Genomic DNA, 26020 nt, shown 5'->3' on the forward strand with positions numbered 1-26020 from the left:
CCTTCGAAGGGACAGCCGATGACGATCGCCGCCCTCTCCTCGCCCTCGCTTGCCCGCCCCACACCGTGGATGGCCGACACGCGCGCCATCTGGGCGCTGGCGATGGTCTTTCCCTTTATTCTGGTTTTCGCGGTCTTCGTTGTTTATCCCGTCCTTTACGGCTTTTATCTCGGTTTGAAACCACAGGCCTATATAGAGCTTTTTCGTGATCCCGTTTTCTTTACCGCCTTGAAGAACACGGCGATCTTCCTGCTTGTCGGCGTCAATCTCAAATTCCTGCTGGCGCTCGGACTGTCAGGATTTTTTGTCGTCCAGCGCCCGATGGTCAAATTTGTGCTGCTGCTGTTTCTTCTGCCATGGGCGATGCCATCGATCCCGACGATCCTCAGCCTTCGTCTCTTTCTCCATCCTGAATGGGGCATTCTCAACGCCCAGATTTTCCAGTGGACAGGGCAGGACGGGCCGCCCTGGCTGACCGACAAGCATTTTGCCTTTGCCGCCGCCATCTTCACCCATATCTGGAAATCGCTGCCGTTCTGGACGCTGATCCTCATCACCGGCAGGCTCGCCATTCCCCACGAACTCTACGAGGCGGCAGCGGTCGACGGCGCCTCGCGGCTCCAACAGTTCCGCCACATCACCTGGCCCTCGCTGGCTGGCCTCTACATCACCTCGACCTTTCTCTCGATGATCTGGACGCTGGGTGATTTCAACAGCGTCTATCTCCTCACCGGTGGCGGGCCGGCCGACCAGACGCATGTGCTGGCAACGCTCGGCGTGCGCTATCTGCGCATCGACAAGCTCGATCTCGGGATTGCCTCGATTATTGTGGCGATGCCCTTTGTCCTGCCGCTCATCATCATCATGGTGCGCCGCCTGGCGCAGAGCGATGCCGAGGCCAAATCGTGAAAGACGCAGACGGCAGATCAGTCTTTGGAGATTGGTGGCTGTGGCTTCTGGCGCTGCCGATCCTCGTGTGGACGCTGCTGCCGATCTATAATCTGCTGGTGATCGCGCTGTCGAACGAGAAGGAGTATCTGTCCGGTCGTCTGTGGCCAAGCGAGCCGACGCTGCAGAATTTCAAGATCGCTCTGACGCAGCAGCATTATTATCTGCGCGATTTCTGGCGCCAGCTTGGCAACAGCTTTTTCATTGCCGCATCAACCGGCATCATCACGCTCTTCATTGCCACATCGGCTGCCTTCGCGATTTCGCGCCTGCGCCTTGCCGGAGGGCGCTATGTCATGCTGATGGCACTCGCAACCTATCTCATTCCTGCCGCCTTCCTGGCGGTGCCGATGTACAAAGGCATGGGTAATCTGGGTCTCCTCGACACCCACCTCGCTCTGATCCTTGCCATGGTGGCGCTGGCATCGCCCTATGCCATCTGGGTGCTGAAGCAGGCGGCCGACAAGCTGCCACGCGAGCTGGACGAAGCAGCGCTCGTCGACGGAGCGACACCGCTGCAGATTTTCCGGCTGATCTTCGTTCCGCTGATGGCGCCGTCGCTTGTCGCCATCGGTGTCTACGCCCTGTTGCTGGCATGGAATGAATATCTTTATGCCTTCCTGCTGCTATCGGCGGAAAAAGACGTGCCGCTGGCTGTGGCACTCGGCCTGTTCCTCGGCGCTGACGACAGCCCGTGGAATCTGATGATGGCAACCGGCCTGATCTACGCCCTGCCGCCTGTTGCCATCTATTACCTCTTCCGCCGTTATATGGTCGCCGGGCTGACATCCGGCGCCGTGAAGAGTTGATGTCTTGTTTTCCAAGCGTGATTAAAAGATAGGCTGACAGCTTTTGTCGGCCTAAATAGTGATCACTTCCGATTGTATGCACCTGATTGGCGGCTAATTTGCCGCTGTTGGCCGTTGAACCATCCCGAATCCGCCAGCCCTGACCTTGGCACGTCCCTTGCTCGCTAGAGCCGCGCGAACCTGAAAAGGGGTTCGAGCGAGTTCCGTGAGCAGGAGATATGAATGGCATTCACTCGGCGTAGTATATTGGGGGCTGCCGCTGGCGGCGCGACGGTGTTGGCGAGCGGTATCCGCCCGGCTTCGGCACAAGCCGGCCCGGTCAAGATCGGTATTCTTCATTCGCTCTCGGGCACTCTGGCGATCTCGGAGACGACGTTGAAGGACGTCATGCTCATGCTGATCGAGGAGCAGAACAAGAAGGGCGGCGTTCTGGGCCGCAAACTTGAAGCAGTCGTGGTCGATCCGGCGTCGAACTGGCCGCTTTTTGCGGAGAAAGCCCGCGAACTGATCTCCAAGGAAAAGGTCGCTGCGACCTTCGGCTGCTGGACCTCGGTCAGCCGCAAATCGGTGCTGCCGGTGTTCAAGGAGCTGAATTCGGTCCTCTTCTATCCGGTCCAGTATGAAGGCGAGGAGAGCGAGCGCAACGTCTTCTACACGGGCGCTGCCCCAAACCAGCAGGCGATCCCCGCGGTAGATTACCTGATGTCGAAGGATGGTGGCGAAGCCAAGCGCTGGGTGCTGGCTGGTACCGACTACGTTTATCCGCGCACCACCAACAAGATTCTCGAGGCCTATCTGCTGGCCAAGGGTGTCGCCAAAGACGACATCATGATCAACTACACGCCTTTTGGTCATTCCGACTGGCAGACGATTGTCGCGGATATCAAGAAATTCGGCTCAGCCGGAAAGAAGACTGCCGTGGTCTCGACCATCAATGGCGATGCCAACGTCCCCTTCTACAAGGAACTGGCGAATGCCGGCGTCAAGGCAACCGATATCCCGGTTGTCGCCTTCTCGGTCGGCGAGGAAGAGCTTGCCGGCATCGACACCACCAACCTCGTTGGCCACCTCGCCGCGTGGAATTACTTCCAGTCGATCAAATCGCCGATCAACGATGCCTTCATCAAGCAGTGGAAGGAGTTCACCAAGAACCCCAAACGCGTCACCAATGATCCGATGGAAGCCCATTTCATCGGCTTCAATATGTGGGTGAAGGCGGTTGAAAAGGTGAAGTCATTCGATGCCGACAAGGTCATCGACGCGCTGCCCGGTATCGAGGCGCCGAACCTGACAGGCGGCATTTCCAGGATGTTGCCAAACCACCACATCACCAAGCCTGTCTTCATCGGCGAAGTGCGCAAGGACGGCCAGTTCGATATCGTCTGGCAGACGAAGGACCTGGTGGCGGGCGATGCCTGGTCGAAGCATCTCGACGGGTCGAAGGATCTGATCGGCGATTGGGTCGACAAGAAGTGCGGCAACTTCAACGTCAAGACCAGCAAGTGCGGAGCCTGATCTGACAACGGACGGGCGGGCCAGGGACGCCATGTGGCAACTTCCTGCCTTTCTGCCAATCTGACGATGATGAATAAAGACGGGCGGCGCCTCAGCGGGCTCGCCCGTTTTCCCTGATGTGTCTTCAAAGGTTGTCAATGCCGGTACCGGCTTTCCTGCGTGTGTTATGGGCGGCTCTGTGGCTCGCGCTGTCGTCTGGCCTTGCCGTGGCGCAGGCGCCTGGCGCAAGGGATATCGAGACCGCGCTCGACAAACTTGCCGCCGACAGCTTCGGCGACACCGAGGCAGCGATTGCGCTGATCGCCCGCTCCGGTGTGGCGGCGGGGGTCGCTATCCTTGAGGCCTTGGGTGATCGTCGTCTGTTTTTCGTCGCCGGTGACACAGCCGTTTTTTACAAGGACGCCGCCGGAAGGAGTTTCAACGCGCGCAGCGGCGTGGCGACCGATATTCCAGCCTCCGCCTCGTCGGTGCGTCTCAATAATCGTCTGCGCGGCCAGGTCCAGGCGGCGCTGGGCTCGATGACATTGCTCTCGCCCGACCCTGCGCAACGCCTGAAGGCTGCCGAAACGGTCGTCAAATCACGCGATGCCTCTGCCTTGCCCACCATCGACGCAGCACTGGCACAGGAAAAAGATGACGGCATCCGCCGCGCCCTTGAGGATGCGAGAGCGGTTCTGACCCTGTCGTCGACTGCCGCCCCGGAACCCCAGCGCATCGCCGCCGCGCAACGCCTTGCGGCTAACAGCGACAATGAAAGCCTGTCATTGCTCAGGCAGATGGCAGGAGAGGCACGTGGCGGCCTCAAGGACACGCTTGATCGCGGAATAGCGGCCATAGAAGGCCGTCAGAAATTACAACTTGCAGCCCAGACCGTATGGTTTGGCATTTCGCTCGGCTCGGTTCTGTTGTTGGCCGCCATCGGCCTTGCCATCACCTTCGGCGTCATGGGCGTCATCAACATGGCCCATGGCGAAATGGTCATGCTCGGCGCCTATGTCACGTTTCTCGTGCAGGAAGGCTTCCGGGCAAAAGCGCCACATCTGATCGACTGGTCACTGCCGCTGGCCATTCCGCTTGCCTTTCTGGCAACCGCATTGGTTGGCATCGCCATCGAGCGCGGCGTCATCCGTTTCCTTTACGGGCGCCCGCTCGAAACATTGCTGGCGACCTTCGGCATCAGTCTTATCCTGCAGCAGGCCATCCGCAGCTGGTTTGGCCCAACGAACCTGTCGGTCGCAAGCCCGTCCTTCATGACCGGCGCGTTCAATGTCATGGGGCTGCAGGTCACCTATGGGCGCTTGTGGATCGTCGTGTTCACCCTTGTCATCTTCGCGCTGCTGCTCGTCATCCTCAAGGCAACACCCCTTGGCCTGCAGATGCGGGCCGTCACCCAGAACCGGCGGATGGCAAGCGCCATGGGCATCCGCACCCGCTTCGTCGACATGATGACATTCGGCCTTGGCTCCGGCATTGCCGGAATGGCCGGGGTGGCGCTCAGCCAGATCGACAATGTGAGTCCCAATCTCGGGCAAAGCTACATCATCGACAGCTTCATGGTGGTGGTGTTTGGCGGGGTGGGCAATCTGTGGGGAACGCTGTTTGCGGCCTTCACGCTTGGCATCGCCAACAAGGGGCTTGAACCTTTTGCCGGCGCCGTGCTGGCCAAGATCGCCATCCTGGTCCTGCTTATTCTTTTCATCCAGAAACGCCCGCGCGGTCTCTTCGCGCTCAAGGGCAGGGCTGTCGATCAATGATGGCGACGTCGACTGGCCCACGCCTTATCGCCTTTGTGGAAAAGCGGGGCGCCATCTTTCTTGCCGCGCTGATGGCGCTGATCGCGATCGTGCCGGTCTGCCATCTGGCGCTGGCGCCCGATTCACCCTTCCATATCTCGATTGGCACCGTGGTGCTGATCGGCAAATATCTGTGCTACGCCATTCTCGCCATCGCCCTTGATCTCGTCTGGGGGTATTGCGGCATCCTGTCGCTTGGCCATGGCGCCTTCTTCGCGCTTGGCGGCTATGCGATGGGCATGTATCTGATGCGCCAGATCGGCACGCGCGGCGTCTATGGCCACCCGGTGCTGCCTGATTTCATGGTCTTCCTCAACTGGAAGGAACTGCCGATACCGTGGTGGGGTTTCCAGTCATTCCCCTACGCGGTCGCAATGGCGGTTCTGGTGCCCGGCGCCATCGCCTTCGTCTTTGGCTGGCTTGCCTTCCGCAGCCGGGTCACGGGCGTCTATCTGTCGATCATTACCCAGGCCGTCACCTACGCGCTGCTGCTTGCATTCTTTCGCAACGATATGGGGTTTGGCGGCAATAATGGCCTGACCGATTTCAAGGATATCCTTGGCTTCTCGGTGCAGTCACCGGGCACGCGCATCGCTCTTTTCATCATCAGCGGCCTGACGCTGATGGCAAGCTTTCTGGCGGCACGCGCCATGGCAGCCTCAAGCTTCGGCAAGGTGCTGGTGGCCATCCGCGATGGTGAAACCCGCACCCGCTTCCTTGGCTACCGGGTCGAGCATTACAAACTCGTCGTCTTCACCTTCTCGGCCATGATGGCTGGGATCGCCGGCGCACTCTATGTGCCGCAGGTTGGCATCATCAATCCGTCCGAATTTGCCCCCACCAATTCCATCGAGGCTGTCATCTGGGTGGCCGTCGGCGGGCGTGGAACGCTGGTGGGCGCGGCCATCGGCGCGATCGTCGTCAACTATCTCAAGACCATCTTCACCACCGGCTGGCTTGCCGCCTACTGGCTGTTTGCGCTCGGCGGTCTGTTCGTTCTCGTCACGCTTGCCATGCCACGTGGCATTCTGGGCGCGTGGGAGGACGCACAGGGCCGCTTCTTCAAGGCCAGGCCGAAGCCTGCCGCCACCAATCGCCCGGGGCCCGCGCCATGAGCAGCCTCACCCAGTCTATCCTCTATCTTGACGGCGTCAGCGTATCGTTTGACGGCTTCAAGGCATTGCGCTCGCTGGCGCTGACGCTGGAGCCGGGCGAGATGCGCGCCATCATCGGCCCCAACGGCGCCGGCAAGACAACGATGATGGATGTGATTACCGGCAAGACACGGCCCGATGAAGGCGATGTGCTGTTTGACCATGGCAAGGTCGATCTGACGCGCTTTGACGAGGCAGCGATTGCCGGTCTTGGCATCGGGCGAAAATTCCAGAAGCCGACCGTGTTTGAGAGCCATACGGTGGCCGATAATGTACTGCTGGCGCTGAAGGGCGAGCGCGGCCCTTTCTCCGCCCTCTTTGGTGCGCGCAACCGCATCAGACGGGAGCGCGTCGACGAGGTGTTGACCCGCGTACGCCTCCTCAACGAGCGTGACCGACGGGCGGGTGATCTGTCGCACGGACAGAAGCAATGGCTGGAGATCGCCATGCTGCTGGCCCAGGACCCCAAGGTGCTGCTGGTCGATGAGCCGGTCGCTGGCATGACGGATGCCGAGACCGAGGCGACGGCTGAGCTGCTGCGCGACATCAATCGCGACCATTCGGTCATCGTCGTCGAACACGACATGGCGTTCGTGCGCGCGCTTGCCTGCCGCGTCACCTGCCTGCATGAAGGCGCGGTTCTGGCCGAAGGGTCGATTGATGCGGTGGCGGGCAATGAGCGCGTCATCGAAGTCTATCTGGGGCGCTAGGGATGCTGAACGTCAATGGCGTTGATCTTCACTATGGTGCGGCGCAGGCGCTGCGCGGGGTATCGATTGCCGCGGCGGTCGGCGAAGTCACCTGCGTGCTCGGGCGCAACGGCGTTGGCAAAACCTCGCTGATGCGCGCCATCATCGGCCATCAGCCGATATCGGCGGGAAGCATTGTTTTTGCCGGCAGGCCGCTCGCCGGGCTGGCGGCGGAGGACCGCGCCCGGCTTGGTATTGCCTACGTGCCGCAGGGGCGCGAAATCTTTCCTCTGCTGACGGTGAAGGAAAATCTTGAAACCGGATTTGCGCCCCTCAGGCGGGGTGAACGCGACATCCAGGATGAAATCTACGATCTTTTCCCGGTGCTGAAATCCATGCTCGGTCGGCGCGGTGGCGATCTCTCCGGCGGTCAGCAGCAGCAATTGGCGATTGCCCGGGCGCTGGTAACGCGCCCCAAATTACTGGTGCTTGATGAGCCGACGGAGGGCATCCAGCCCTCCATAATCAAGGATATCGGGCGCACCATCACCTATCTGCGCCAGCGTGGCGGCATGGCGATCCTGCTGGTCGAGCAATATTTCGATTTTGCCCGCGCGCTCGCTGATCGCTGGTACGTTATGGATCGCGGCGAGGTGACGCTTGACGGCACGCGCGCCACCATGGACGAGAATGACATCCGCCGCCGCATGTCCGTCTAGACATCGCTCCCCGCTCGGATGCTGGGCGGCGCGCCTTGCCAGTCGCGTATGGCTGGGCTAGTCAGCCGGCCATGAGCACACCCGCCGCCTTTCTTGATCGCCTTAATGCCACCGCCCGCTTGTCCGAGGACGGGCTGGCGCGCCGTATGACCCAATGGCCTGATGTGCCCGCACGCCTGAAGGACGCGGTGTCGCATGGCAGTCTCGGCGGGGGTAAAAGGCTGCGCCCCTTTCTGGTGGTCGAGACGGCGGCTCTGTTTGGCGTGACTGCTGAACGAGCCCTGCCGGCAGCACTCGCGCTTGAATGCATCCATTGTTACTCGCTGGTGCATGATGACCTGCCGGCAATGGATGATGATGCGCTGCGGCGCGGCCGCCCGACAGTCCATATCGCCTATGATGAGGCAACCGCCATCCTGGCCGGTGATGCTCTGCTGACTTTTGCCTTCGAGATCCTTGCCGGCGAGGAAACCGATACCGACCCTGCGGTACGCTGCGCGCTGGTGGCAGCTCTTGCCCGCACCTCCGGCGCAGCGGGCATGGTCGGCGGGCAATTGCTCGATCTGGCAGCCGAAGGCCGCTATGCCGATGATGGAAAGCCCCTGGCGCTGCCATTGGACGATATTCTGCACCTGCAAGCGATGAAAACCGGCGCGCTCTTCCGTTTTGCGGTCGAGGCAGGCGGGCGGCTCGGGCGAGCGAGCGCGAGCGAGCTTGCCGCGCTTGACGCCTATGCGCGGCTGTTTGGCCAGGCTTTCCAGGTCGCCGACGACCTCCTCGACGCTGAAGGGGATGCCGCGACCGTGGGCAAGGCAACGGGCAAGGATGCGGGAGCCGGCAAGGCAACACTGGTCGGTATTCTGGGCATTGCAGGCGCCAGAGCACGGCTCGACGATCTGGTATCGCGCGCCAAGACGGCACTCGATCCTTTCGGTACGCGGGCCGACATCCTGCGGGCAGGCGTTGATTTCGTCGCGGCACGCCAGAGCTAGCGTTTAGGCAGCCGATTATCCCTGATCGCTTGGGGGGCGCTGGCGCTCAGCCAAACGCGCCATCGGCTGCCAGCCGATCGATATCATCGGCCGTCAGACCGGCTTCGCTCAGCACTTCCCGCGTATGGGCGCCAAGCACAGGCTGCTCGCGATGCCAGGCGGCGGGCGTGCGCGAATAGGTCACGGGGTGGCGCACATCCTGAATGCCGCCGGCAACGCTGTGCCGGCGCTTCTCGAAAAGGCCGACGGTCTTGAGATGCGGATCGTCGGTCAATTCCTCGAAGCGGCGCACATGCATGCAGGGAATATTCTTTGCAGCGCAAGCCTCGAACCATTCCTGTGAGGTTTTCTGCAACGTCATCTCCTCCATCATGGCGTAGAGGACATCGATATTCTTGATGCGCTTCTGATAGGTGGCGAAGCGCTCATCGGCCAGAAACTCACCCTCCCGCCCGACCAGCGCAAAAAAATCGCGCCAGTTGCGATCCGAATAGGGCGAGATGGCGATCCACCCATCGCTGGTGCGATAGGGGCGGCGATGGGGCGTGTGAATGCGCACATAGCCATATTTGCCCAATGGCGGATCGAAGCTGTGGCCGTAGAGATTCTCCGACAGGTTGAAATAGGTCATGCATTCCAGCATCGGCACTTCGATGGACTGGCCCTCGCCGGTGCGCAGCTTGTGAATGACGCCGGCAAGCGCAGCCTGCGCCAGATACATGCCAACCGTTTTGTCGGCGATCAGGGTCGGCAGATAGCGCGGCGGCGTGCCCTCATAGGTGCGTGGCATCATGTCCGCACCACCCGAGCCTGCCTGAATGAGTTCGTCATAGGCGGGAAAGTCGCCATAGGGCCCCGCCGAGCCATAGCCCGGCGCATTCACGTAAACGATATCGGGTTTGATGGCCTTGACCTGCTCATAGGAGAGATTGAGCCTCGCCAGTGCCGAGGCCGGCCGGTTGGCAAGAAAAACATCAGCCGTCTTGAGAAGCGCTGCCAGCGCCACATGCCCGGCGGAGCTTTTCAGATCAAGCGCCACCGACCGCTTGTTGCGGTTGAGCATCATGAACATCGGCGCGAGCCCCGAGGCTGGCCCTGCCGGCGTGTCTCCCGCCCAGCGCATGATGTCGCCACCGACCGCCGGCCCTCCGGGCGCCTCGACTTTCACGATGTCGGCGCCAAGTTCCCCCAGCGTCTGGGCAGCAAAGGCGCCAAGGACAACCGCCGTCAGATCAACGATGCGAATGCCCTTGAGCGGGCCGGTGGGCGGCGGTGTCATGGAGGACCTCCAGGCAAGACGAGGCGGCAATGCATCAAATCAAGAAGAAAATCCGCTCATAGGATTCAGGCTCCGAACCCACCGATGATGGCGCCCATCACCAGCATGACCCCCAGCCAGTGCAGGCTGTCAATGAGCGAGAGGCTCCAGGGTTTGCGCTGATAGGAATTGGTGATGATGGTGGTGGTGAGGATGAAGCCCGCCCATAGGATGGTGCCGGAGATCAGGCCGTTGCGCAATGTCACCTGGCCCGGTCCGAGATGGCCGATGGCGCCGGCCAGCACGAAGGCCATGACGAGCTCGCCGATAAAGGACAGAATAAAAGGAAGTGGGCTTGGGCCCTTGCCTTGTGGCGCGATCATGTCCTTGCTCAAGCCGGCCGCTGCCATCCATGGCCGGCTCAGTGCCATGTAATAGGCGGCGCCAAACACCCAGGCTGCCACAGCGGCAACAAGTATCGCCACATAAGAAATGCCCGCAAATGCCATTGTTCCATCTCCAGGTGGAATGCCTGCGTCTCTATAGGCGATTTGGCAGGGGCCGCCAAACCGTACAGCGCTTGATGTCGGCATCCTCAAGCTCGCGGGTGACCGGCACGTCGTAGCGGGCAAGCTCCTCCAGCGCCTCAACCGGCAGATAGGAGCGGCCCGGATCGCCAATGAGGACGGTTTTTCCTTCGCCTTGCAGGCGCTGCAGCCAGACCAGCAGCCGGCTCGCCACATCACGCTCGTAGAAGAGGTCGCCGACCAGGACGATGTCGGCGCCAATCGTCTGGCCAATGACATCATCACCTGATGGTAAGACGGCAACTCCGTTTGCCTCGGCGTTGAGCGTGATCGCACATGCCGCGAATTCATCAATGTCGTTGGCAATTACCCGGCTGGCACCGGCTTTCATGGCGGCAATTGCCACCAGCCCCGACCCTGACGCAATATCAATGACGCTATGCCCGGCGACGATATGCGGGTGATCGAGAATATAACGGGCCAGCCCTTGCCCGCCAGCCCAAGCAAAGGCCCAGAAGGGCGGCGGCAGGCCGAGGCGCTCCAGCTCCTCTTCCGTCTTTTCCCACAGCGCAATCGATTCCTCGGCCAGACGAAGCCTGATTTCCGGCACCAGAGGCGGAGTGAGAAGGGTGGTGTTGGCGAGAATAAAGGCCTGTTTGTCATGCCGCCCGTGGTCGGACAATGTCAGGACACACCGCCCATGTTGCACACAAGCGCCCATTCATCGTCGCTGACTGGCTGCACCGACAGGCGCATCGAGGTCACAAGCGACATCTTCGCAAGCCGCGGCTCAGCCTTGACGGCTGCGAGCCTCACCGGTGTTGCCAGCGCCTTGACGGCACGCAGATCAACGACCACCCAAGGCTCTCCGGGTTCAGCGGCTGGATCAGGGTAGGCCTCACGGATGATCTCGACGATGCCGACCACCTCCTTGCCCTCATTGGAATGGTAGAAAAAAGCCTGCTCGCCCTTTTTCATTGCCATAAGATGAAGTTTGGCCAGATGATTGCGCACGCCGTCCCAGAGGGTGCCTTTGGCGCCCGCTTTCACCTGATCGTCCCACGACCATTTGAAGGGTTCGGATTTGACGAGCCAATAAGCCATGAGTGATCCTTAGGTCTCCGCCCGCAGCGGGCGGCGCATGAGGCCATCAATCGCTGCCTCCACCGAGAGTATCCCCGCGAGGATCGCAGCGACGGCGCCGGCAATCGGCATATCAATTTCGTGGCGCGAGGCAAGGGCGCTGATGGCGCCGGCGGTGGCGATGCCCTCCACTGTGCCCAGACGGGCGCGTATGGTCTCGACAGCCTCGCCACGGCCCAACGCCAGGCCAAAGCGCAGATTGCGCGATTGCTCGCTCATGGTGGTGAGCACCAGATCGCCAAGCCCCGACAGGCCCGACAAGGTTTCGGATCGCCCGCCAAAGGGCAGGCCACAGCGGCACATTTCCGCAAAAGCCCGGGCAATGAGGGCTGCCCGCGCGCTGTCGCCCAGGCCACGCCCCGCAACGATGCCGCTTGCAATGGCATAGACGTTTTTAAGCGCACCCCCGATCTCGACGCCGCGCAGATCGCTGGTCCAGTAGGGGCGGAACGATGGCGAGCCAAGAGCCTGCGACAAGGCTTCGCCCCAGCTCTCATCCTCGATCGCCAGGGTGACGGCGGTGGGGAGGCTGCGAGCGACATCGGCGGCAAAACTAGGGCCTGAGAGCGCCCCCATGCGCACATGCGCTAGCTGCTCGCCCATGATCTGCGACAAGAACGCGCCCCGCCCCGCCACGATGCCCTTGCAGCACAACAGCAGCAGGCGCAGCCCTGCGAGGTGCGGTGAGAGATTGCTGATAATATCTTCGGCCAATTGTGCCGGCACCACGAGAAGAACCACTTCCAGACCGGCCAGGGCTGCAGGATCCGCGGTGGGTGTGATATTTGCCGGCAGGTCGATATCGGGCAGATGACGGGCATTGCGGCGGCTGATGGCCATATCGCTCATCGCCGCGCTGTCGCGTCCCCACAACACAACATCACGGCCGGCGCGCGCGGCGGCCAGCGCCAGCGCCGTTCCCCAGGCACCCGCGCCGATGACGCCGATCGTGTGCGTGGCAGGTACAGTGTTACTCATGCCTTGGCTCCTGCCCAGGGCGCACTCTCGGCCTCAGGATCAAGCGGCCAGCGGGCCCGGGTGGGGGAGGCGAGCCCGTCCTGTTGTCCTATCGTCAGACGTTCAGCGCCGGCCCATGCAATCATCGCGCCATTGTCGGTGCACAGCGCCGGCGGCGGCACAATCAGCCGCAGCCCGTTTTCGTTGGCAAGCTCGGTCAGCCGCCCGGCAATGGCGCGGTTGGCGGCAACGCCTCCGGCGACCGCCAATACCTCGGGAAGGCGGTTTTGCCGGCGCAAGGTGTCGATGGCCTGGTTCAACCGGTCGCTGAGAACATCGAGAATGGCCGCCTGGAAGCTCGCGCAGAGATCAGCGATATCGCCCCTGTCGAGCGGTGCATGGCGTTCGGCTTCGATTCTCACAGCGGTTTTGAGCCCTGAGAACGAAAAATAAGGCTCCGCACGACCAAGCATCGGGCGTGGAAGGGTGAAACGCGCCGGTTGACCGCGCAAAGCGGCGTGCTCGACGGCCGGACCACCGGGAGCCGGCAGACCCAGAAGCTTGGCGGTCTTGTCGAACGCCTCTCCCAGCGCATCATCAATGGTGGTGGCAAGGCGACGATAGGCGCCAACACCCTCGACCAGAAGAATTTGCGTATGGCCGCCCGATACCAGCAGCAGCAGATAGGGAAATGCGAGACCATCGGTGAGGCGCGGGGTCAGAGCATGGCCTTCAAGATGATTGATGGCGAGAAAAGGCTTGCCCAGCACGCTGGCAAGCGCTTTGCCGCTCATCGCGCCGACCAGCAAGCCGCCAATGAGACCCGGCCCGGCGGTGGCAGCGACAGCGTCCAGCGCGCTCAGCCTGCGCCCGCAAGCAACGCAGGCCTCCTTAATCAGCCCGTCAAGGGCCTCGACATGAGCCCGCGCGGCTATTTCAGGAACGACGCCGCCATAAGGCTGATGCAGCGCATGCTGACTCAAAACGATATTGGCAAGGATAATGCCGCTGCCATCGCTCTGGCGCGCGACAATGGCTGCCGCCGTTTCATCACAACTCGTTTCAAGTCCCAGAACCAGCATTAAACTCATCCAAGGGTGGCGCCCGCCCGGAGGCTGGTGCATATGCAGATGACCCCATTGGCTATCATCGGTAGGGACCGTGACGCAAACATCGCTCATCCGCATTGGCACGAGAGGCAGTCCGCTGGCGCTGGCGCAGGCGCGTGAAACACGGCAGCGGCTGATGGCGGCCCATGGTCTGGACGATGACAAGATCGACATTGTTGTCATCACCACCAGCGGCGACCGCATTCAGGACCGGGCGTTGGCAGAAGCCGGCGGCAAGGGTCTTTTCACCAAGGAGATCGAGGATGCGCTCCTTGACGGGACGATCGATCTTGCGGTCCATTCGGCCAAGGACATGCCAACCGCTTTGCCGCCCGGCCTTGTTCTCAGCGCCTATCTTCCGCGCGAAGATGTGCGCGACGCGCTTATCTGTGCCCCTGAGCATGATCTCACCACCCTGTCGCCGGGCGCACGAATCGGGACGGCATCGCTGCGCCGGCAGGCCCTCATCAGGCGCCAGCGGCCCGACATCGTGCCGGTGTTGCTGCGCGGCAATGTCGAGACAAGGCTGCGCAAGCTCGCCGCCGGCATGTGCGAGGCGACCCTCCTGGCGCTCGCAGGTCTTCGCCGCCTTGGCTACGCAGGGGCAGCCACCCATATCCTTGATGTTGATCATTTTCCCCCGGCGGTAGGCCAGGGGGCAATTGCCATTGAGACACGGGAGAGCGACACCCGCATGCGCGATTTGCTCGCCGCCATCGACGATCGCCCGACCCATCAGGCGCTGCTCGCCGAGCGGGCCTTTCTGGCCGTCCTCGAAGGCTCCTGCCGGGCGCCGATTGCCGGTCATGCGAGGATTGCTGACGGACGCCTGCTTTTTCACGGGCTGGTGTTGAGCGCGGACGGAGGCAAATGGGCAGAATGGCGCGATAGCGGTCCGGTGGACAACGCGGCTGCCCTTGGCGCTGCGGCCGGGCATGACATTCGCGCCCGCGCGCCGGCTGGTGTGTTGGGCGTGTGAGCATGCGCTTTCTCCTCACCCGGCCGATGGCTATGGCTGCGGAGACCGCCGAGAAGCTGCAGGCGCTTGGCCATGAAGCGCTACCAGCGCCGATGCTCGATATCGTGGCGCGGCCCGTCGGCGATCTGCCCGCCGACACCTTCGACGCGATCATCCTGACCAGCCGCAACGCCCTCGAGGTGCTGGCACAGAGCGAAACTCTTGCGCGCTACCGCCTCACGCCCCTGCTGGTGGTTGGTGAACGATCGGCCCGGCGCGCATTGGAGCTTGGTCTGCCAAAGCCCGTAGAGATTGCAAACGACGTCGCCGGGCTGATAGCGGCAATCGCCGGCGATTATCGCGGCAAACGCCTTCTTTACCTGCGCGGCGCTGATATCACGCAGGATCTGGCCGGCATCCTGGGCCGGGAAGGGCTGCGGATCGAGGAGCAGATCGTCTACGAGGCAGTGGCCCGGACGATCATGGCACCAGCTATGCGGCAGGCGCTGAACAATGAAAAAATCGACGGCGTGCTCTTTTATTCGACGCGGACCGCCGAAATCTTTGTCCGGCTGATCGAACAGGAAGATCAAAAGAGCTTGTGTCGCCCCATGATCGCCTATTGTCTTTCGTCACACATTTCAACGAAACTGCCGCTAGACATGTTCGGCGGCTTGCGCATCGCGCCACACGCCAGTGAAGCCGCCTTGCTGGCGCTGTTGCCACAGGCACACCTGTCGTCCAATGGCGAGACAAAAGGGGAAAAGCGATGAGCGATGAGCACAACAAGCCCCCAAAGGCCACAGGACGGTCATCCCGCACGCGCGCGGCGCCGGTGATCGACGGCGAGGCCACGGCCATATCCGACCCGAAGCCTGCAGATCATCCCGCACCGCAGCCAGCGCTTGAGGTGAGCACAGGAGACAACCCGTCGACCGATGCATCACCAGCGACAGGCGATGCAACGGTGGGGACTGGCATGGCTGCGGCCTCTCTCTCCCTGGTCAGGCCCGTCATCGCCGGTGCGGTTGCGGGCGCATTGGCGGCAATGATTGTCGGGATGGCCGGTCTGTGGCTGCTGGTGAACGGCACGTCAAATACCGCTAGCGATGAAGTAGCCGCAGCCGTGACAACCCTCGAAAATCGGCTTCGCGCCGTCGAGGCGCGGCCAGCGCCTGCGCCAGATGGCAGCGGAACAACCAGACTCGCCGACGATCTGGCGGCTCTCAGGCAGAATGTCAGCGCCATCGAAGCGCGCCTTGCCGGCGCGCCGGCAACGGCCAATGCGAGCCTTAACGATCTTGCGAGCCTGCGCCACAGCCTGGCCGGGCTGGAACAGAAAATTGCCGCAGCCGACAACAGCCAGCTTGCAGCCGAAATCGCGACGCTGCGCCGTGATCTCACTGCTAGATCCACAAATGGTGGCGGGGAGCCGGCGGCCCTGCTTTTGGTTGCGACTGACCTCCTCAAGGCGGCGGTGGATCGCGGGCAGACCTATGTGAGTGAGCTTGAGGCGGCACGCGGACTGGGCCTTTCAGCTGAGGTCGTTGACAAGCTGTCACCAGCCGCGGCCAGCGGCGTGCCAACGCCGCGCCAGCTCGCCGATCTGCTCAGCGAGCGCGTGACGCTGATGCTCGACAGCCTTCAGCGCAAACCTGATGGCGTGGTCGACCAGCTCCAGCAATCTTTCGCCAAACTGGTGCGTGTGCGCCCGGTGGGCGACGTGGCGGGTGTTGACCCCGGCCAGCGCCTGGCGCGCCTCGAGGTGCGGCTGCAGCGTGGCGACGTCGCTGGCGCCGCCGAGGAAATGTCAGCTCTGCCCGCACCCATGCAGGCCGCAGCGGGACCGCTCGCGGAGGGGCTGCGCCAGCGGGTGATGGCCGATACGCTGCTTGCCAGGGCGATTGCCGATCTGGTCAAATCCCTGCCGAGACGGGGGTGATCGATCATGGTGAGGCTCATCATTGCTGCCGCTTGCCTCTGCGGGCTCGCCTTCGCTGTCGCCTGGCTGGTTGATCATCCCGGTGTCATTGCTGTGACCTGGTTTGGCTATCTCATCGAGACCTCGACAGCCGTCGCGGTCGTGGCGCTCGTGAGCGTTATCGCCATCACAGCGTTGGTCTGGCGCCTGCTCATGCTCTTTTTGCGCTCGCCGCGGCATTTGCGCCAACGCCTGCACACGCGCGTCCAGGATAAGGGCCTGGCGGCGCTCTCCCGCGGTCTTGTAGCGGTGGGAGCGGGCGATGCGGCAGCCGCGCAGAAAGCGGCACGCGAGGCCGACCGCCTCGTTGGCGTGAAGCCGCTGGCGCTTCTCCTGCGCTCCCAGGCCGCCCAGCTCGCGGGTGATCGCGAGGCGGCCAAGGCAAGCTTCCGCGCCATGCTTGACAGCAACGAGACGATGGCACTCGGCCTGCGTGGACTTTACGTCGAGGCACGGCGCGAGGGTGACCATGTGCGGGCCCGCAACCATGCCGAAAAAGCGCTGGCCCACAAATCGCATTTGCCATGGGCAGCCCACGCCACCCTTGCCTATCAGGCGGGCAGCCATGATTGGGACGGGGCGATGGCAACGCTCAGCCGGCAGGCAGATCAGCGCATCTTGAGCCGCGACAAGGCGAGGCGTCTGAAAGCCGTCGTCCTGACGGGCAAGGCAATCGACATGGCCGCCCACGACCGCACCCAGGCGCGCGCCCTTGCCCTCGAGGCGCATCACGCCGCGCCTGATCTGGTGCCGGCTGCCGTCCTGGCGGCTGATCTTCTGGCGGAGGCCGGTGAAGTCGCCCGCGCCTCAAGGATCATCGAAACCGCCTGGCGCCTTGGTCCGCACCCGGAACTGGCGGACGCCTATGCCCATGCGCGAATCGGTGATTCGGCGCAGGATCGCGTCAAACGCGCCAGAACCCTGCTGAAGCTGGCGCCCGACGACCGCGAAAGCATTTTCGCCATGGCAACCGCTCATATGGAGGCCCGCGATTTTGCCGCAGCGCTCGTCGCCCTGCAGTCAATCCCCGGCCAGCCGACGCGGCGCCATTGTCTGTTCTTTGCCCGCCTGGCCGAGGCCGAGGGCAAGGAGGGCGAAGGGCGTGAATGGCTGCAGCGGGCAGCCATTGCGCCGGCTGATCCGGCATGGACGGCGGATGGTATCGTCTCCGACCGCTGGCTGCCGGTGTCGCCTGTCTCGGGCGATCTCGATGCCTTTGTGTGGCAGGCGCCGGCGATGTCGGCCGAGACAGACCAGCCGGTGATTGTCCTGCCTCACGTGCCCGCAGCGCCACCGGAAGCTTTGCCGCCTCCCGTGATGCGCCCCCCCGATCCGAAACCACAGGCATTTGTGTCCCCGGCCGGGCTCACACCCGCCGCCGCTGCGCCGCAGCCGGTACCAAAGCCAACCTTTATCCCCGATGACCCCGGCCCGCCTGATGCGACTGACAAGGCTGGCTCGCAGCGCAGCCGGCCGGCCTATTAGGGAGGCGATCGCGGCGAAGCCTTCTTGCCAAAAACCACGGCTGCGCCTATGAGAACCGCGCGGCGGGGCCTTGCTCCGCGATGCCGCTTTAGCTCAGTTGGTAGAGCACATCATTCGTAATGATGGGGTCAGGTGTTCGAGTCACCTAAGCGGCACCATTTTCCAAACCATGACAGGGCATTGGCTGGTATCCTCGCTACCAACGCAGTTGCACATGCCGCATCGCCAGTCGTAACCTTCCCCCGGGCCTTCACAGCGTCAGGGAGAGAGCATGCGGCCGGCCGGGCGTTCAACCTACGACTCGCTTTATTTCGATTATCCGCTCTTCGCAGCAAAACGCGCACCGGAAATCGACGGCATTGCCCGGCGCCGTCAGGTGGTGATCGTCGGCGCGGGGCCGATCGGCATGACGGCGGCGCTGACACTGGCGCGCTACGGCGTCGCCTCGGTTCTCCTGGACAATAAGGAGACGTTCAACGACGGCTCACGCGCCACCTGTATCGCGCGGGCGAGCATGCATATTTTCGAGCGTCTCGGCGTGGTGAAACCCTTCATCGACAAGGCGCTCGGCTGGCGATTCGGACGCAGCTATTACAAGGGGCGGCAATTCTTCCGCCTCGACATGCCGCATCCGGCGCACGAAAAATATCTGCCGATGTATAATCTCCAGCAGCAATATGTCGAAAAATTTCTCCATGACGCCATCACCGCCTCCCCGCTCATCGATATGCGCTGGCTGAGCGAATGCACTGGCATTGCAAGCGAATCTGGCGGCGTGCGCCTCGAGATTGCCTCCCCCGAGGGTGCCTATCAGCTCGACGCTGACTATGTGCTGGCCGCTGACGGCGCGCGTTCAACGCTGCGCTCCCAGCTCGGCCTGCGCCTCAAGGGCGAGAATTATGAAGGCCGCTACGTCATTGCCGACGTGCAGATGGACCATGATTTCCCGACTGAACGGCGGGCGCTGTTCGAGCCTGAAAGCAATCCCGGCGGGACCGTACTGATCCACCGCCAGCCCGACAATATCTGGCGTGTCGACTACCAATTGCGTGACAACGAACGTGCCGAGGAGGCGATCAGCGAGGAGAACATCCGCACCCGCGTGGCGGCGATCCTTGAGGAGATCGGCCATACCGGCCCGTGGGCGCTTGAATGGTGGAGCATCTATTCAGCCAACACGCTGCTGCTTGATGACTATCGCCAAGGGCGCGTGTTCTTCATTGGCGACAGCGCCCATATCGTGCCGATCTTCGGCGTGCGCGGGCTCAATAATGGCCTGGCGGACGCGCATAATCTCGGGTGGAAGCTGGCGTTGGTGGCGCGCGGCGAGGCTGATGAAGGATTGCTCGACAGCTATTCGCCGGAGCGGCGCGGGGCGACGCTCGACGTTTTTGCCAACGCCACCAAAAGCACACGCTTCATGACACCGCCAACACGCGGCTGGCGGCTGGCGCGCGACGCTGCGCTGTCGCTCAGCCTTGATCACGAATTTCCGCGCGCCCTCGCCAATCCCCGGCAGATGCAGCCCTATACCTATGGGGCAAGCGAGCTCACGCCCTATCCGGGGCGAGACCGCGCCTTCGCCGGCGGACCTGTGTGCGGTGCAGCCGCTCCCAATCCTCGCCTCGCTGACGGGACCCATCTGCTGGATCATGCGGGCGATGGGATGACGCTCATGATCTTTCGACAAAGGGGCCTCAGCAGCGAGGAAGCAGCGCTTATCGGCGCGCTCGCAGCACTCGACCGTCGGCTCACGGCCCTCATCATTGGCGGCGCGGGCGCTGATGCGCCAGCAATCGCCATTGCCGACGCTGATGGCGCTCTGTCTGCAAGCTTCTCCGCGTGTGATGGCGCGATCTATCTTCTGCGCCCTGATCTCCATGTCGCCGGGCGCTGGGCCAACCTCAGCAGCGATGAAATCCTGACCACCGCCGGCCGCTGTCTTGGAGTTGCGCTGTCATGACCACCATGCCGTTTGACGAGATGGAAGCGGCCTACGAGCTTCTGGCGACAGCGATTGACCGCGCGGGGCCTGACGCCGAGGCGCTGTTTTTGACCCGGCTGGCGCTGCTGCTGGCCCATGACACCGGCGAACTGTCACGTTTTCAAAACGCGGTTGAGGCAGCATTGGCTGGCATTACGGAAGGTGGTGCCGCTAAACCGTAGAGCGGTTCGTCGCCGCATCAGCATAGTGCAACGCCATAAAACATGTACACTGCCAGCCATTCCGCGGGCGTCAATATCGGGGTTTCATGTCGATCAAGGCCAGTATCTATCATCTCACCCATTACCGGTATGATCGCCCGGTCACACTTGGTCCCCAGCTCATCCGGCTCCGCCCGGCCCCGCACAGCCGCACGCGAGTGATCTCGCATAGTCTGAAAGTCACACCGGCCAACCACTTCGTCAACCATCAGCAGGACCCTTACGGCAATTGGATGGCGCGCTTCGTCTTCCCCGAGCCAGTCCGGGAATTGAAGATCGAAGTCGATCTGGTGGCCGACATGACGGTCTACAACCCGTTCGATTTCTTCGTCGAGGAAAGCGCTGAATTCTGGCCCTTCGCCTACCCGGAGGATATCGGCCCTGATCTTGATATTTACCGCCGCGCCGAGGCGGCAGGGCCGCTCCTTTCCGCTTTTCTCGCCACCATCCCGCGCGAGCGGCTGCGCACCGTCGATTTTATCGTCGGCCTCAATGCCCGCATCGCCCGTGAGATTGGGTACGTCATCCGCATGGAGCCAGGTGTCCAGTCGGGCGAAGAAACACTGGCACGCCGCCAGGCGTCGTGCCGTGATTCAAGCTGGCTGCTGGTGCAGGTCATGCGCCATCTCGGCCTCGCTGCGCGGTTTGTGTCCGGCTATCTCATCCAGCTGAAGCCTGATCTCGTGGCCATTGACGGCCCGCCCGGCACAAGCGTTGATTTCACCGATCTCCATGCCTGGGTGGAGGTCTATCTTCCCGGCGCCGGTTGGATCGGCCTTGATCCCACCTCCGGTTTGCTGACGGGCGAAAGCCACATACCGCTCGCGGCCACGCCGCATTATCGCAACGCCGCGCCGATTGCCGGCCTCGCCAGCGCGGCTGACGTCGAATTCGCGTTCGATATGCAGGTGCGCCGGGTGGCGGAGCATCCACGTATCACCAAGCCGTTTTCGGATGAGGCATGGGCAGCGCTTGATGCGCTGGGGCAAAAAGTCGACGCCGCGCTGGACGATGGCGATGTGCGCTTGACGATGGGAGGCGAGCCGACCTTCGTCTCCATCGATGATTTTGAAAGTGCGGAATGGAACGCTGACGCTGTCGGCCCGCACAAGCGGGCGCTTGCCGATACGCTGATCAGGCGGCTGCGCGAGAAATTCGCACCAGGTGGCTTTCTGCATTATGGTCAGGGCAAGTGGTATCCTGGCGAAACCCTGCCGCGCTGGACGTTTTCGCTTTACTGGCGGCGCGATGGCAAGCCGATCTGGCACGATGAAGGTTTGATCGCCCGCGAAGCCGCGCCGACCCTCGTCGCGCCGAGCGATGCCCAGGCAGTCCTCACCGCCATGGCTGAGGCGTTAGGCGTCAGCAACGACACGATCGTTCCTGCCTATGAGGATCCCGCCCAATGGCTCCTCAAGGAGAGTAATCTTCCCGAAAACGTCACACCGGAAAACTCCAGACTCGAGGATGCGGAAGAACGCCACCGCATGGCCCGCGTCTTCGCCCATGGCCTGACCAAACCGACCGGCTATGTGCTGCCGATCCAGCGCTGGCAGGCCAGGGATGCGCGCCCCCGCTGGCGCTCGGAGCGTTGGTCACTGCGGCGCGCGCATCTGTTTCTGGTGCCAGGCGACAGCCCGGCAGGGTATCGTCTGCCGTTGGGCGCGTTGCCTTATGTACCACCAGCCGAATACCCGTATGTCTATCCCGCCGATCCATCGCAGGAGTTCGGTGCGCTGCCGGAATTTGCGCCGCGCGCGGCTGCACCCCGCGAGCAGGCAGCGGCCCATTTCACCGCAGCCAGCGCCACACAAGAGCGCATCGAACAATCCTTCGAGGCGGTCGATGGCAAGGTGCGCACCGCCATCTGTGTCGAGCCGCGCGATGGCCGCTTGTGCATTTTCATGCCGCCGGTCGAGCAGGTAGAGGATTATCTCGAACTGGTGAGCGCCGCCGAGGCCGCAGCCCGCGCGCTCGGGCTGCCGGTCCATATCGAGGGTTACGCGCCACCTGCCGATCCGCGGCTCAACGTCGTCAGGGTCGCTCCCGATCCCGGCGTCATCGAGGTCAATATCCACCCGGCATCGAATTGGGGCGAATGCGTCGCCACCACGCAAGCCGTTTATGAAGAGGCCCGGCAATGCCGTCTGGGTGCTGACAAATTCATGATCGATGGCCGCCACACCGGGACGGGCGGCGGCAATCACGTGGTGCTGGGCGGGGCGAAAGTCGGCGACAGCCCGTTTTTGCGCCGGCCCGACCTGTTGCGCAGCTTCATCCTGCACTGGCAGCGCCATCCCAGCCTCTCCTATCTGTTCTCGGGCCTCTTCATCGGCCCGACCAGCCAGGCGCCGCGTATCGATGAAGCGCGCCATGACGGGCTCTACGAACTTGAGATTGCGCTCGCGCAAATTCCCCGGCCGGGCGAAGGTGTGGCGCCCAGACCATGGCTGCTTGACCGGTTGCTGCGCAATCTGCTGGTCGACGTGACCGGGAATACGCACCGGGCCGAAATCTGCATCGACAAGCTGTTCTCGCCCGATGGACCAACCGGGCGTCTCGGGCTCGTTGAATTTCGCGGCTTCGAAATGCCGCCTGACCCGCGCATGAGCCTGGCGCAACAGGTTCTTCTGCGCGCCCTTGTCGCGCGCTTCTGGGCGCAGCCTGTTGGCGGCACGCTCACCCGCTGGGGCACGGTTCTCCACGACAGATTCATGCTGCCGCACTATATCTGGCAGGATTTTCTCGACGTGCTGGCCGATCTTCGCCACCATGGCTTCGAGTTGCGCCCCGAATGGTACGAGGCGCAGGCGGAGTTTCGCTTTCCCCTGTGCGGGGAGATCGACATCGAGGGGGTGAGGCTCGAATTGCGGCAGGCACTGGAACCCTGGCATGTTCTCGGCGAAACGGGCGCCATCGGCGGCACGGTGCGCTATACGGATAGTTCCGTCGAGCGCCTGCAGGTCAAGCTGACAACCGCTGATCCAGCCCGCTACAGCGTGTCATGCAACCGGCGCCATGTGCCGCTGACGGCAAGCGGAACCGGCGGAATGGCGGTCGCCGGTGTACGCTTCAAGGCCTGGCAGCCAGCGCAGGCCATGCACCCGCAGGTGCCGGTACATGCACCCCTGACATTTGACGTGTTTGACCGATGGAGCGGGCGCGCGCTCGGTGGCTGCGTCTATCATGTCGCTCATCCCGGCGGGCGCAGCTATGAGACATTTCCGGTCAATAACAACGAAGCGGAAGCCCGAAGGCTGGCGCGTTTTATCCCCTTCGGCCATTCGCCGGGGCCTTATGAGCCGGTGGCAGCCGATATCCACCCGGAATTCCCGATGACGCTTGATCTGCGTCGCCAGCCGGGCGTTTAAACGATGCCGTTCGGGCCGGCCAGACGGTCAGCGCTGCTCTCGCCGTTGCTGAGCCGATATCAGGGCCAGCCCGGGGTGGCTGACGAATTGCTGGATGCCCATGGCAACATCCGCCCCGTGTGGCGCGGCTTCATTGATTATCTGGCGACGATACCACAAAGCCGGCTTCCTCATATGCTGGCACGAGGCGATCAATATCTCCACAATGCGGGAGTGTATTTTCGCCAGTATGATGGGCAGGGGTCGGCTGAGCGCGACTGGCCGTTGAGCCATATGCCGATCCTTATCGACGATCATGAATGGCAGACTATTTCCGCCGGGCTCATCCAGCGCGCTGATCTTCTCGAAGCGGTCGTGAGTGATATTTATGGCAAAAATCGCCTTGCCGCATCAGGCCATCTGCCGGCCTCGCTCATCGCTGCCAGCAAGGAATGGCTGCGCCCGATGGTGGGCGTGCAACCGCGCGGCGGCCATTTTCTTCATTTTGTCGCGTTCGAGATCGGGCGCGGCCCCGATGGCTCGTGGTGGGTACTGGGTGACCGCACACAGGCGCCATCGGGCGCCGGTTTTGCATTGGAGAACCGCGTCGCGACAGCCAAGGTATTCGCCGATTTCTATACCGGTACCAGCATCCACCGTCTTGCCGGTTTCTTTCGTCGTTTCCGCGACACGCTGAATGGCATGCGCCGCAACGACACACATCGCGCATCCATCCTCACCCCCGGCCCGATGAATGAGAGCTATTTCGAACACGCCTACATCGCCCGTTATCTCGGCTTCGGCCTGCTTGAAGGCGAAGATCTGGCGGTGGAAGAGGGGCAACTGAAAGTCAGAACCGTATCCGGCCTGGTCCCGGTCGAGGTGTTGTGGCGTCGACTTGACAGTAATTTCGCCGATCCGCTCGAGCTTGACGAAACATCACAACTGGGCACGGCGGGGATGGTTCATGCGGCGCGGCAGGGCAATGTGACGCTGGTCAACGCGCTGGGCTCAGGCATCCTGGAATCGCGCGCCTTTCTCGCCTTCATGCCGCGGCTCAGTGAACATCTTCTTGGGCAGAAGCTCGCCTTGCCAAACATCGCCACCTGGTGGTGCGGCCATCCTGCGGAAGCCGAGCATGTGCGCCGCCACGCCGCCCATATGATGATCGGCGAAGCGCTGTCGACCCGTCTGCCGTTCGAAATCGATGAACATGGTGCACCGGGCAACCTGCTCCAGCAGCCACACGACGGCTTGCTCGAGCGCATGATTGATGAGGATGGCGCGCGCTTTGTCGGTCAGGAAGTCGTGACGCTGTCGACAACGCCGGCGCTGGTCGATGGCGTGCTGGTTCCGCGACCCATGAGTTTGCGGGTCTTTCTCGCCCGCACAAGCGAGGGCTGGCAAGTGATGCCGGGCGGTTATGCGCGCGTTGGCAAAAGCGAGGATCCGACCGCGATTGCCATGCGCCGCGGCGGGTCGGTTGCCGACGTCTGGGTGGTGAGTGATCGGCCGGTATCGACCGAGACGATGATGGCGCCGCCGCCTGGTCCCTTCACCCGCGCTCTGCCCGGCACGCTGCCCAGCCGGGCGGCTGACAATCTCTTCTGGCTCGGGCGCTATATCGAACGGGTCGAGGGCGATATCCGTTTGCTGCGCGCCTATCATCTGCGCCTCGCCGAGGGGACAGCTGAAACCAATCCGCTGCTGGAATTGCTGCACGATGCGCTGGAGGCCCGCGACCTTGATGTGACCTCACCGGTCCCCGCCGGTCTGCTGCAGACATTGCGCCACGCGCTCAACAGCGCCAGCAAGATACGTGAGCGCTTCTCGGTCGATGGCTGGATGGCACTGCAGGATGTCGAAAAGACAGCCCTGCGCTTCCAGCAAAGCGTGATGGCGGGAGATGACGCGGCCGCCGCGATGCGGGTTCTTCTGCGCAAGATTTCAGGATTTTCCGGCCTCGTTCACGAGAACATGTATCGCTTCGTCGGCTGGCGTTTCCTCAGTATCGGCCGGGCGCTGGAGCGCGCGACGTTTATCGCTGCCGGCCTCACGGCCTTCGTTGAAGGCGCCGGACTTGACGGCGCGCTCGAACTGGCGATTGAAATCGGCGACAGCGCGATGACACATCGGCGGCAATATTCAGTGGCCATGACCCGCAACACCGTGGTTGATCTCATCGCCCTTGATCCGCTCAATCCGCGCTCGATCCTTTTCAGCGTGAAGGAAATGCACGAACATATCAGCTATCTGCCGGGCGCTGATGTCTATGGCCATATGTCGCCGCTGGCCCGCGCTGTCCTGCGCGCACAGTCCGAAATCGCCATTCTGACACCTGAAACATTCGATGGCGCCGCTCTCGATCTTCTCTCGCAGCGCCTCGGCGAGATGTCGGATATCCTGACTTTGGCCTATTTCCAGTAGA

The 26020-nt window shown here is 62.6% G+C and carries 22 protein-coding genes and 1 tRNA gene; 17 read left to right on the forward strand and 6 right to left on the reverse strand.

The features are described 5' to 3' along the window. The first annotated feature begins 24 nt into the window (after positions 1-24). From ACINK1_RS01910 to ACINK1_RS01945, 8 genes are all read left to right on the forward strand, one after another. Positions 25-909 carry a carbohydrate ABC transporter permease gene (locus tag ACINK1_RS01910; protein ID WP_376801814.1) on the forward strand — a complete coding sequence of 295 codons (885 nt, stop codon included), beginning with the start codon at positions 25-27 and terminating at the stop codon, positions 907-909. Positions 910-947: 38 nt separating this feature from the next. Further along, on the forward strand, positions 948-1757 hold the full coding sequence (locus ACINK1_RS01915; protein ID WP_376801813.1) for a carbohydrate ABC transporter permease: 810 nt from the start codon (positions 948-950) through the stop codon (positions 1755-1757). Between the two features lie 222 nt (positions 1758-1979). Beyond that, positions 1980-3272: an urea ABC transporter substrate-binding protein gene (gene urtA / locus ACINK1_RS01920; protein WP_376801760.1), complete on the forward strand. Its 1293-nt coding sequence runs from the start codon at positions 1980-1982 to the stop codon at positions 3270-3272. A 137-nt stretch (positions 3273-3409) separates the two neighbouring features. Beyond that, positions 3410-5026, forward strand: coding sequence for an urea ABC transporter permease subunit UrtB (urtB, locus tag ACINK1_RS01925; protein ID WP_376801758.1), 1617 nt, complete (start codon positions 3410-3412; stop codon positions 5024-5026). Continuing rightward, on the forward strand, positions 5026-6180 hold the full coding sequence (gene urtC / locus ACINK1_RS01930) for an urea ABC transporter permease subunit UrtC (RefSeq protein ID WP_376801756.1): 1155 nt from the start codon (positions 5026-5028) through the stop codon (positions 6178-6180). The genes urtB and urtC overlap by 1 nt, the downstream gene beginning before the upstream one ends. Next, a complete protein-coding gene (gene urtD / locus ACINK1_RS01935) occupies positions 6177-6929 on the forward strand; it encodes an urea ABC transporter ATP-binding protein UrtD (protein ID WP_376801755.1) in 753 nt (250 codons plus the stop codon). Before urtC ends, urtD begins: the two co-directional genes overlap by 4 nt. A gap of 2 nt (positions 6930-6931) precedes the next feature. Next, positions 6932-7627 carry an urea ABC transporter ATP-binding subunit UrtE gene (gene urtE, locus ACINK1_RS01940; protein WP_376801754.1) on the forward strand — a complete coding sequence of 232 codons (696 nt, stop codon included), beginning with the start codon at positions 6932-6934 and terminating at the stop codon, positions 7625-7627. Positions 7628-7698: 71 nt separating this feature from the next. Then, positions 7699-8619: a polyprenyl synthetase family protein gene (locus ACINK1_RS01945; RefSeq protein WP_376801753.1), complete on the forward strand. Its 921-nt coding sequence runs from the start codon at positions 7699-7701 to the stop codon at positions 8617-8619. Between the two features lie 46 nt (positions 8620-8665). On the opposite strand, the gene ACINK1_RS01950 is transcribed toward ACINK1_RS01945, so the two are convergent. The 6 genes from ACINK1_RS01950 to tsaD all read right to left on the reverse strand — a co-directional run bounded on the left by ACINK1_RS01950 (position 8666) and on the right by tsaD (position 13586). Continuing rightward, positions 8666-9898: a CaiB/BaiF CoA-transferase family protein gene (locus ACINK1_RS01950; RefSeq protein WP_376801752.1), complete on the reverse strand. Its 1233-nt coding sequence runs from the start codon at positions 9896-9898 to the stop codon at positions 8666-8668. Positions 9899-9963: 65 nt separating this feature from the next. Then, positions 9964-10386, reverse strand: coding sequence for a DUF1761 domain-containing protein (locus tag ACINK1_RS01955; RefSeq protein ID WP_376801751.1), 423 nt, complete (start codon positions 10384-10386; stop codon positions 9964-9966). A 31-nt stretch (positions 10387-10417) separates the two neighbouring features. Then, the gene (locus tag ACINK1_RS01960) at positions 10418-11125 is read right to left on the reverse strand and encodes a methyltransferase (RefSeq protein WP_376801750.1); all 708 of its coding nucleotides are present in this window, start codon (positions 11123-11125) and stop codon (positions 10418-10420) included. Further along, the gene (locus ACINK1_RS01965; protein WP_376801749.1) at positions 11089-11508 is read right to left on the reverse strand and encodes an EVE domain-containing protein; all 420 of its coding nucleotides are present in this window, start codon (positions 11506-11508) and stop codon (positions 11089-11091) included. Before ACINK1_RS01965 ends, ACINK1_RS01960 begins: the two co-directional genes overlap by 37 nt. A gap of 9 nt (positions 11509-11517) precedes the next feature. Then, positions 11518-12525: an NAD(P)H-dependent glycerol-3-phosphate dehydrogenase gene (locus ACINK1_RS01970; RefSeq protein ID WP_376801748.1), complete on the reverse strand. Its 1008-nt coding sequence runs from the start codon at positions 12523-12525 to the stop codon at positions 11518-11520. After that, the gene (tsaD, locus tag ACINK1_RS01975) at positions 12522-13586 is read right to left on the reverse strand and encodes a tRNA (adenosine(37)-N6)-threonylcarbamoyltransferase complex transferase subunit TsaD (protein ID WP_376801812.1); all 1065 of its coding nucleotides are present in this window, start codon (positions 13584-13586) and stop codon (positions 12522-12524) included. Before tsaD ends, ACINK1_RS01970 begins: the two co-directional genes overlap by 4 nt. 79 nt (positions 13587-13665) lie before the next feature. Here tsaD and hemC point away from each other — a divergent pair, with 79 nt between their 5' ends. From hemC to ACINK1_RS02020, 9 genes are all read left to right on the forward strand, one after another. Next, a complete protein-coding gene (hemC, locus tag ACINK1_RS01980; protein ID WP_395759958.1) occupies positions 13666-14592 on the forward strand; it encodes a hydroxymethylbilane synthase in 927 nt (308 codons plus the stop codon). A gap of 26 nt (positions 14593-14618) precedes the next feature. Next, complete coding sequence (locus ACINK1_RS01985; RefSeq protein WP_395759959.1) at positions 14619-15344, forward strand: uroporphyrinogen-III synthase; 726 nt, start codon at positions 14619-14621, stop codon at positions 15342-15344. 206 nt (positions 15345-15550) lie between these two features. Then, positions 15551-16513, forward strand: coding sequence for a COG4223 family protein (locus tag ACINK1_RS01990; RefSeq protein WP_395759960.1), 963 nt, complete (start codon positions 15551-15553; stop codon positions 16511-16513). 6 nt (positions 16514-16519) lie between these two features. Further along, entirely contained in the window at positions 16520-18037 is a 1518-nt protein-coding gene (locus ACINK1_RS01995) for a heme biosynthesis protein HemY (protein WP_395759961.1), read from the forward strand. Positions 18038-18119: 82 nt separating this feature from the next. Next, positions 18120-18195: transfer RNA gene (locus ACINK1_RS02000), tRNA-Thr, on the forward strand. Positions 18196-18308: 113 nt separating this feature from the next. Next, on the forward strand, positions 18309-20000 hold the full coding sequence (locus tag ACINK1_RS02005; RefSeq protein ID WP_376801740.1) for an FAD-dependent monooxygenase: 1692 nt from the start codon (positions 18309-18311) through the stop codon (positions 19998-20000). Beyond that, on the forward strand, positions 19997-20203 hold the full coding sequence (locus tag ACINK1_RS02010) for a hypothetical protein (protein WP_376801739.1): 207 nt from the start codon (positions 19997-19999) through the stop codon (positions 20201-20203). Before ACINK1_RS02005 ends, ACINK1_RS02010 begins: the two co-directional genes overlap by 4 nt. An 86-nt stretch (positions 20204-20289) precedes the next feature. Then, complete coding sequence (locus tag ACINK1_RS02015) at positions 20290-23613, forward strand: DUF2126 domain-containing protein (protein ID WP_376801738.1); 3324 nt, start codon at positions 20290-20292, stop codon at positions 23611-23613. Positions 23614-23616: 3 nt separating this feature from the next. Beyond that, on the forward strand, positions 23617-26019 hold the full coding sequence (locus ACINK1_RS02020) for a circularly permuted type 2 ATP-grasp protein (RefSeq protein ID WP_376801737.1): 2403 nt from the start codon (positions 23617-23619) through the stop codon (positions 26017-26019). The last annotated feature ends 1 nt before the right edge of the window (position 26020 follow it).

The organism is Raskinella chloraquaticus (SeqCode), from assembly GCF_021731865.1.
Classification (GTDB): domain Bacteria; phylum Pseudomonadota; class Alphaproteobacteria; order Rhizobiales; family UBA4765; genus Raskinella; species Raskinella chloraquaticus.

Coding starts and splice junctions, on each gene's coding strand:
- tsaD (WP_376801812.1), bottom strand. CDS start 13,586: ATGCTGGTTCTGGGACTTGAAACGAGTTGTGATGAAACGGCGGCAGCC.
- ACINK1_RS02005 (WP_376801740.1), top strand. CDS start 18,309: ATGCGGCCGGCCGGGCGTTCAACCTACGACTCGCTTTATTTCGATTAT.
- ACINK1_RS02020 (WP_376801737.1), top strand. CDS start 23,617: ATGCCGTTCGGGCCGGCCAGACGGTCAGCGCTGCTCTCGCCGTTGCTG.
- ACINK1_RS01960 (WP_376801750.1), bottom strand. CDS start 11,125: ATGGGCGCTTGTGTGCAACATGGGCGGTGTGTCCTGACATTGTCCGAC.
- ACINK1_RS02010 (WP_376801739.1), top strand. CDS start 19,997: ATGACCACCATGCCGTTTGACGAGATGGAAGCGGCCTACGAGCTTCTG.
- urtD (WP_376801755.1), top strand. CDS start 6,177: ATGAGCAGCCTCACCCAGTCTATCCTCTATCTTGACGGCGTCAGCGTA.
- ACINK1_RS01965 (WP_376801749.1), bottom strand. CDS start 11,508: ATGGCTTATTGGCTCGTCAAATCCGAACCCTTCAAATGGTCGTGGGAC.
- ACINK1_RS01950 (WP_376801752.1), bottom strand. CDS start 9,898: ATGACACCGCCGCCCACCGGCCCGCTCAAGGGCATTCGCATCGTTGAT.
- urtA (WP_376801760.1), top strand. CDS start 1,980: ATGGCATTCACTCGGCGTAGTATATTGGGGGCTGCCGCTGGCGGCGCG.
- urtC (WP_376801756.1), top strand. CDS start 5,026: ATGGCGACGTCGACTGGCCCACGCCTTATCGCCTTTGTGGAAAAGCGG.
- urtE (WP_376801754.1), top strand. CDS start 6,932: ATGCTGAACGTCAATGGCGTTGATCTTCACTATGGTGCGGCGCAGGCG.
- ACINK1_RS01945 (WP_376801753.1), top strand. CDS start 7,699: ATGAGCACACCCGCCGCCTTTCTTGATCGCCTTAATGCCACCGCCCGC.
- ACINK1_RS02015 (WP_376801738.1), top strand. CDS start 20,290: ATGTCGATCAAGGCCAGTATCTATCATCTCACCCATTACCGGTATGAT.
- ACINK1_RS01970 (WP_376801748.1), bottom strand. CDS start 12,525: ATGAGTAACACTGTACCTGCCACGCACACGATCGGCGTCATCGGCGCG.
- urtB (WP_376801758.1), top strand. CDS start 3,410: ATGCCGGTACCGGCTTTCCTGCGTGTGTTATGGGCGGCTCTGTGGCTC.
- ACINK1_RS01985 (WP_395759959.1), top strand. CDS start 14,619: ATGGCTATGGCTGCGGAGACCGCCGAGAAGCTGCAGGCGCTTGGCCAT.
- ACINK1_RS01990 (WP_395759960.1), top strand. CDS start 15,551: ATGGCTGCGGCCTCTCTCTCCCTGGTCAGGCCCGTCATCGCCGGTGCG.
- ACINK1_RS01995 (WP_395759961.1), top strand. CDS start 16,520: ATGGTGAGGCTCATCATTGCTGCCGCTTGCCTCTGCGGGCTCGCCTTC.
- ACINK1_RS01955 (WP_376801751.1), bottom strand. CDS start 10,386: ATGGCATTTGCGGGCATTTCTTATGTGGCGATACTTGTTGCCGCTGTG.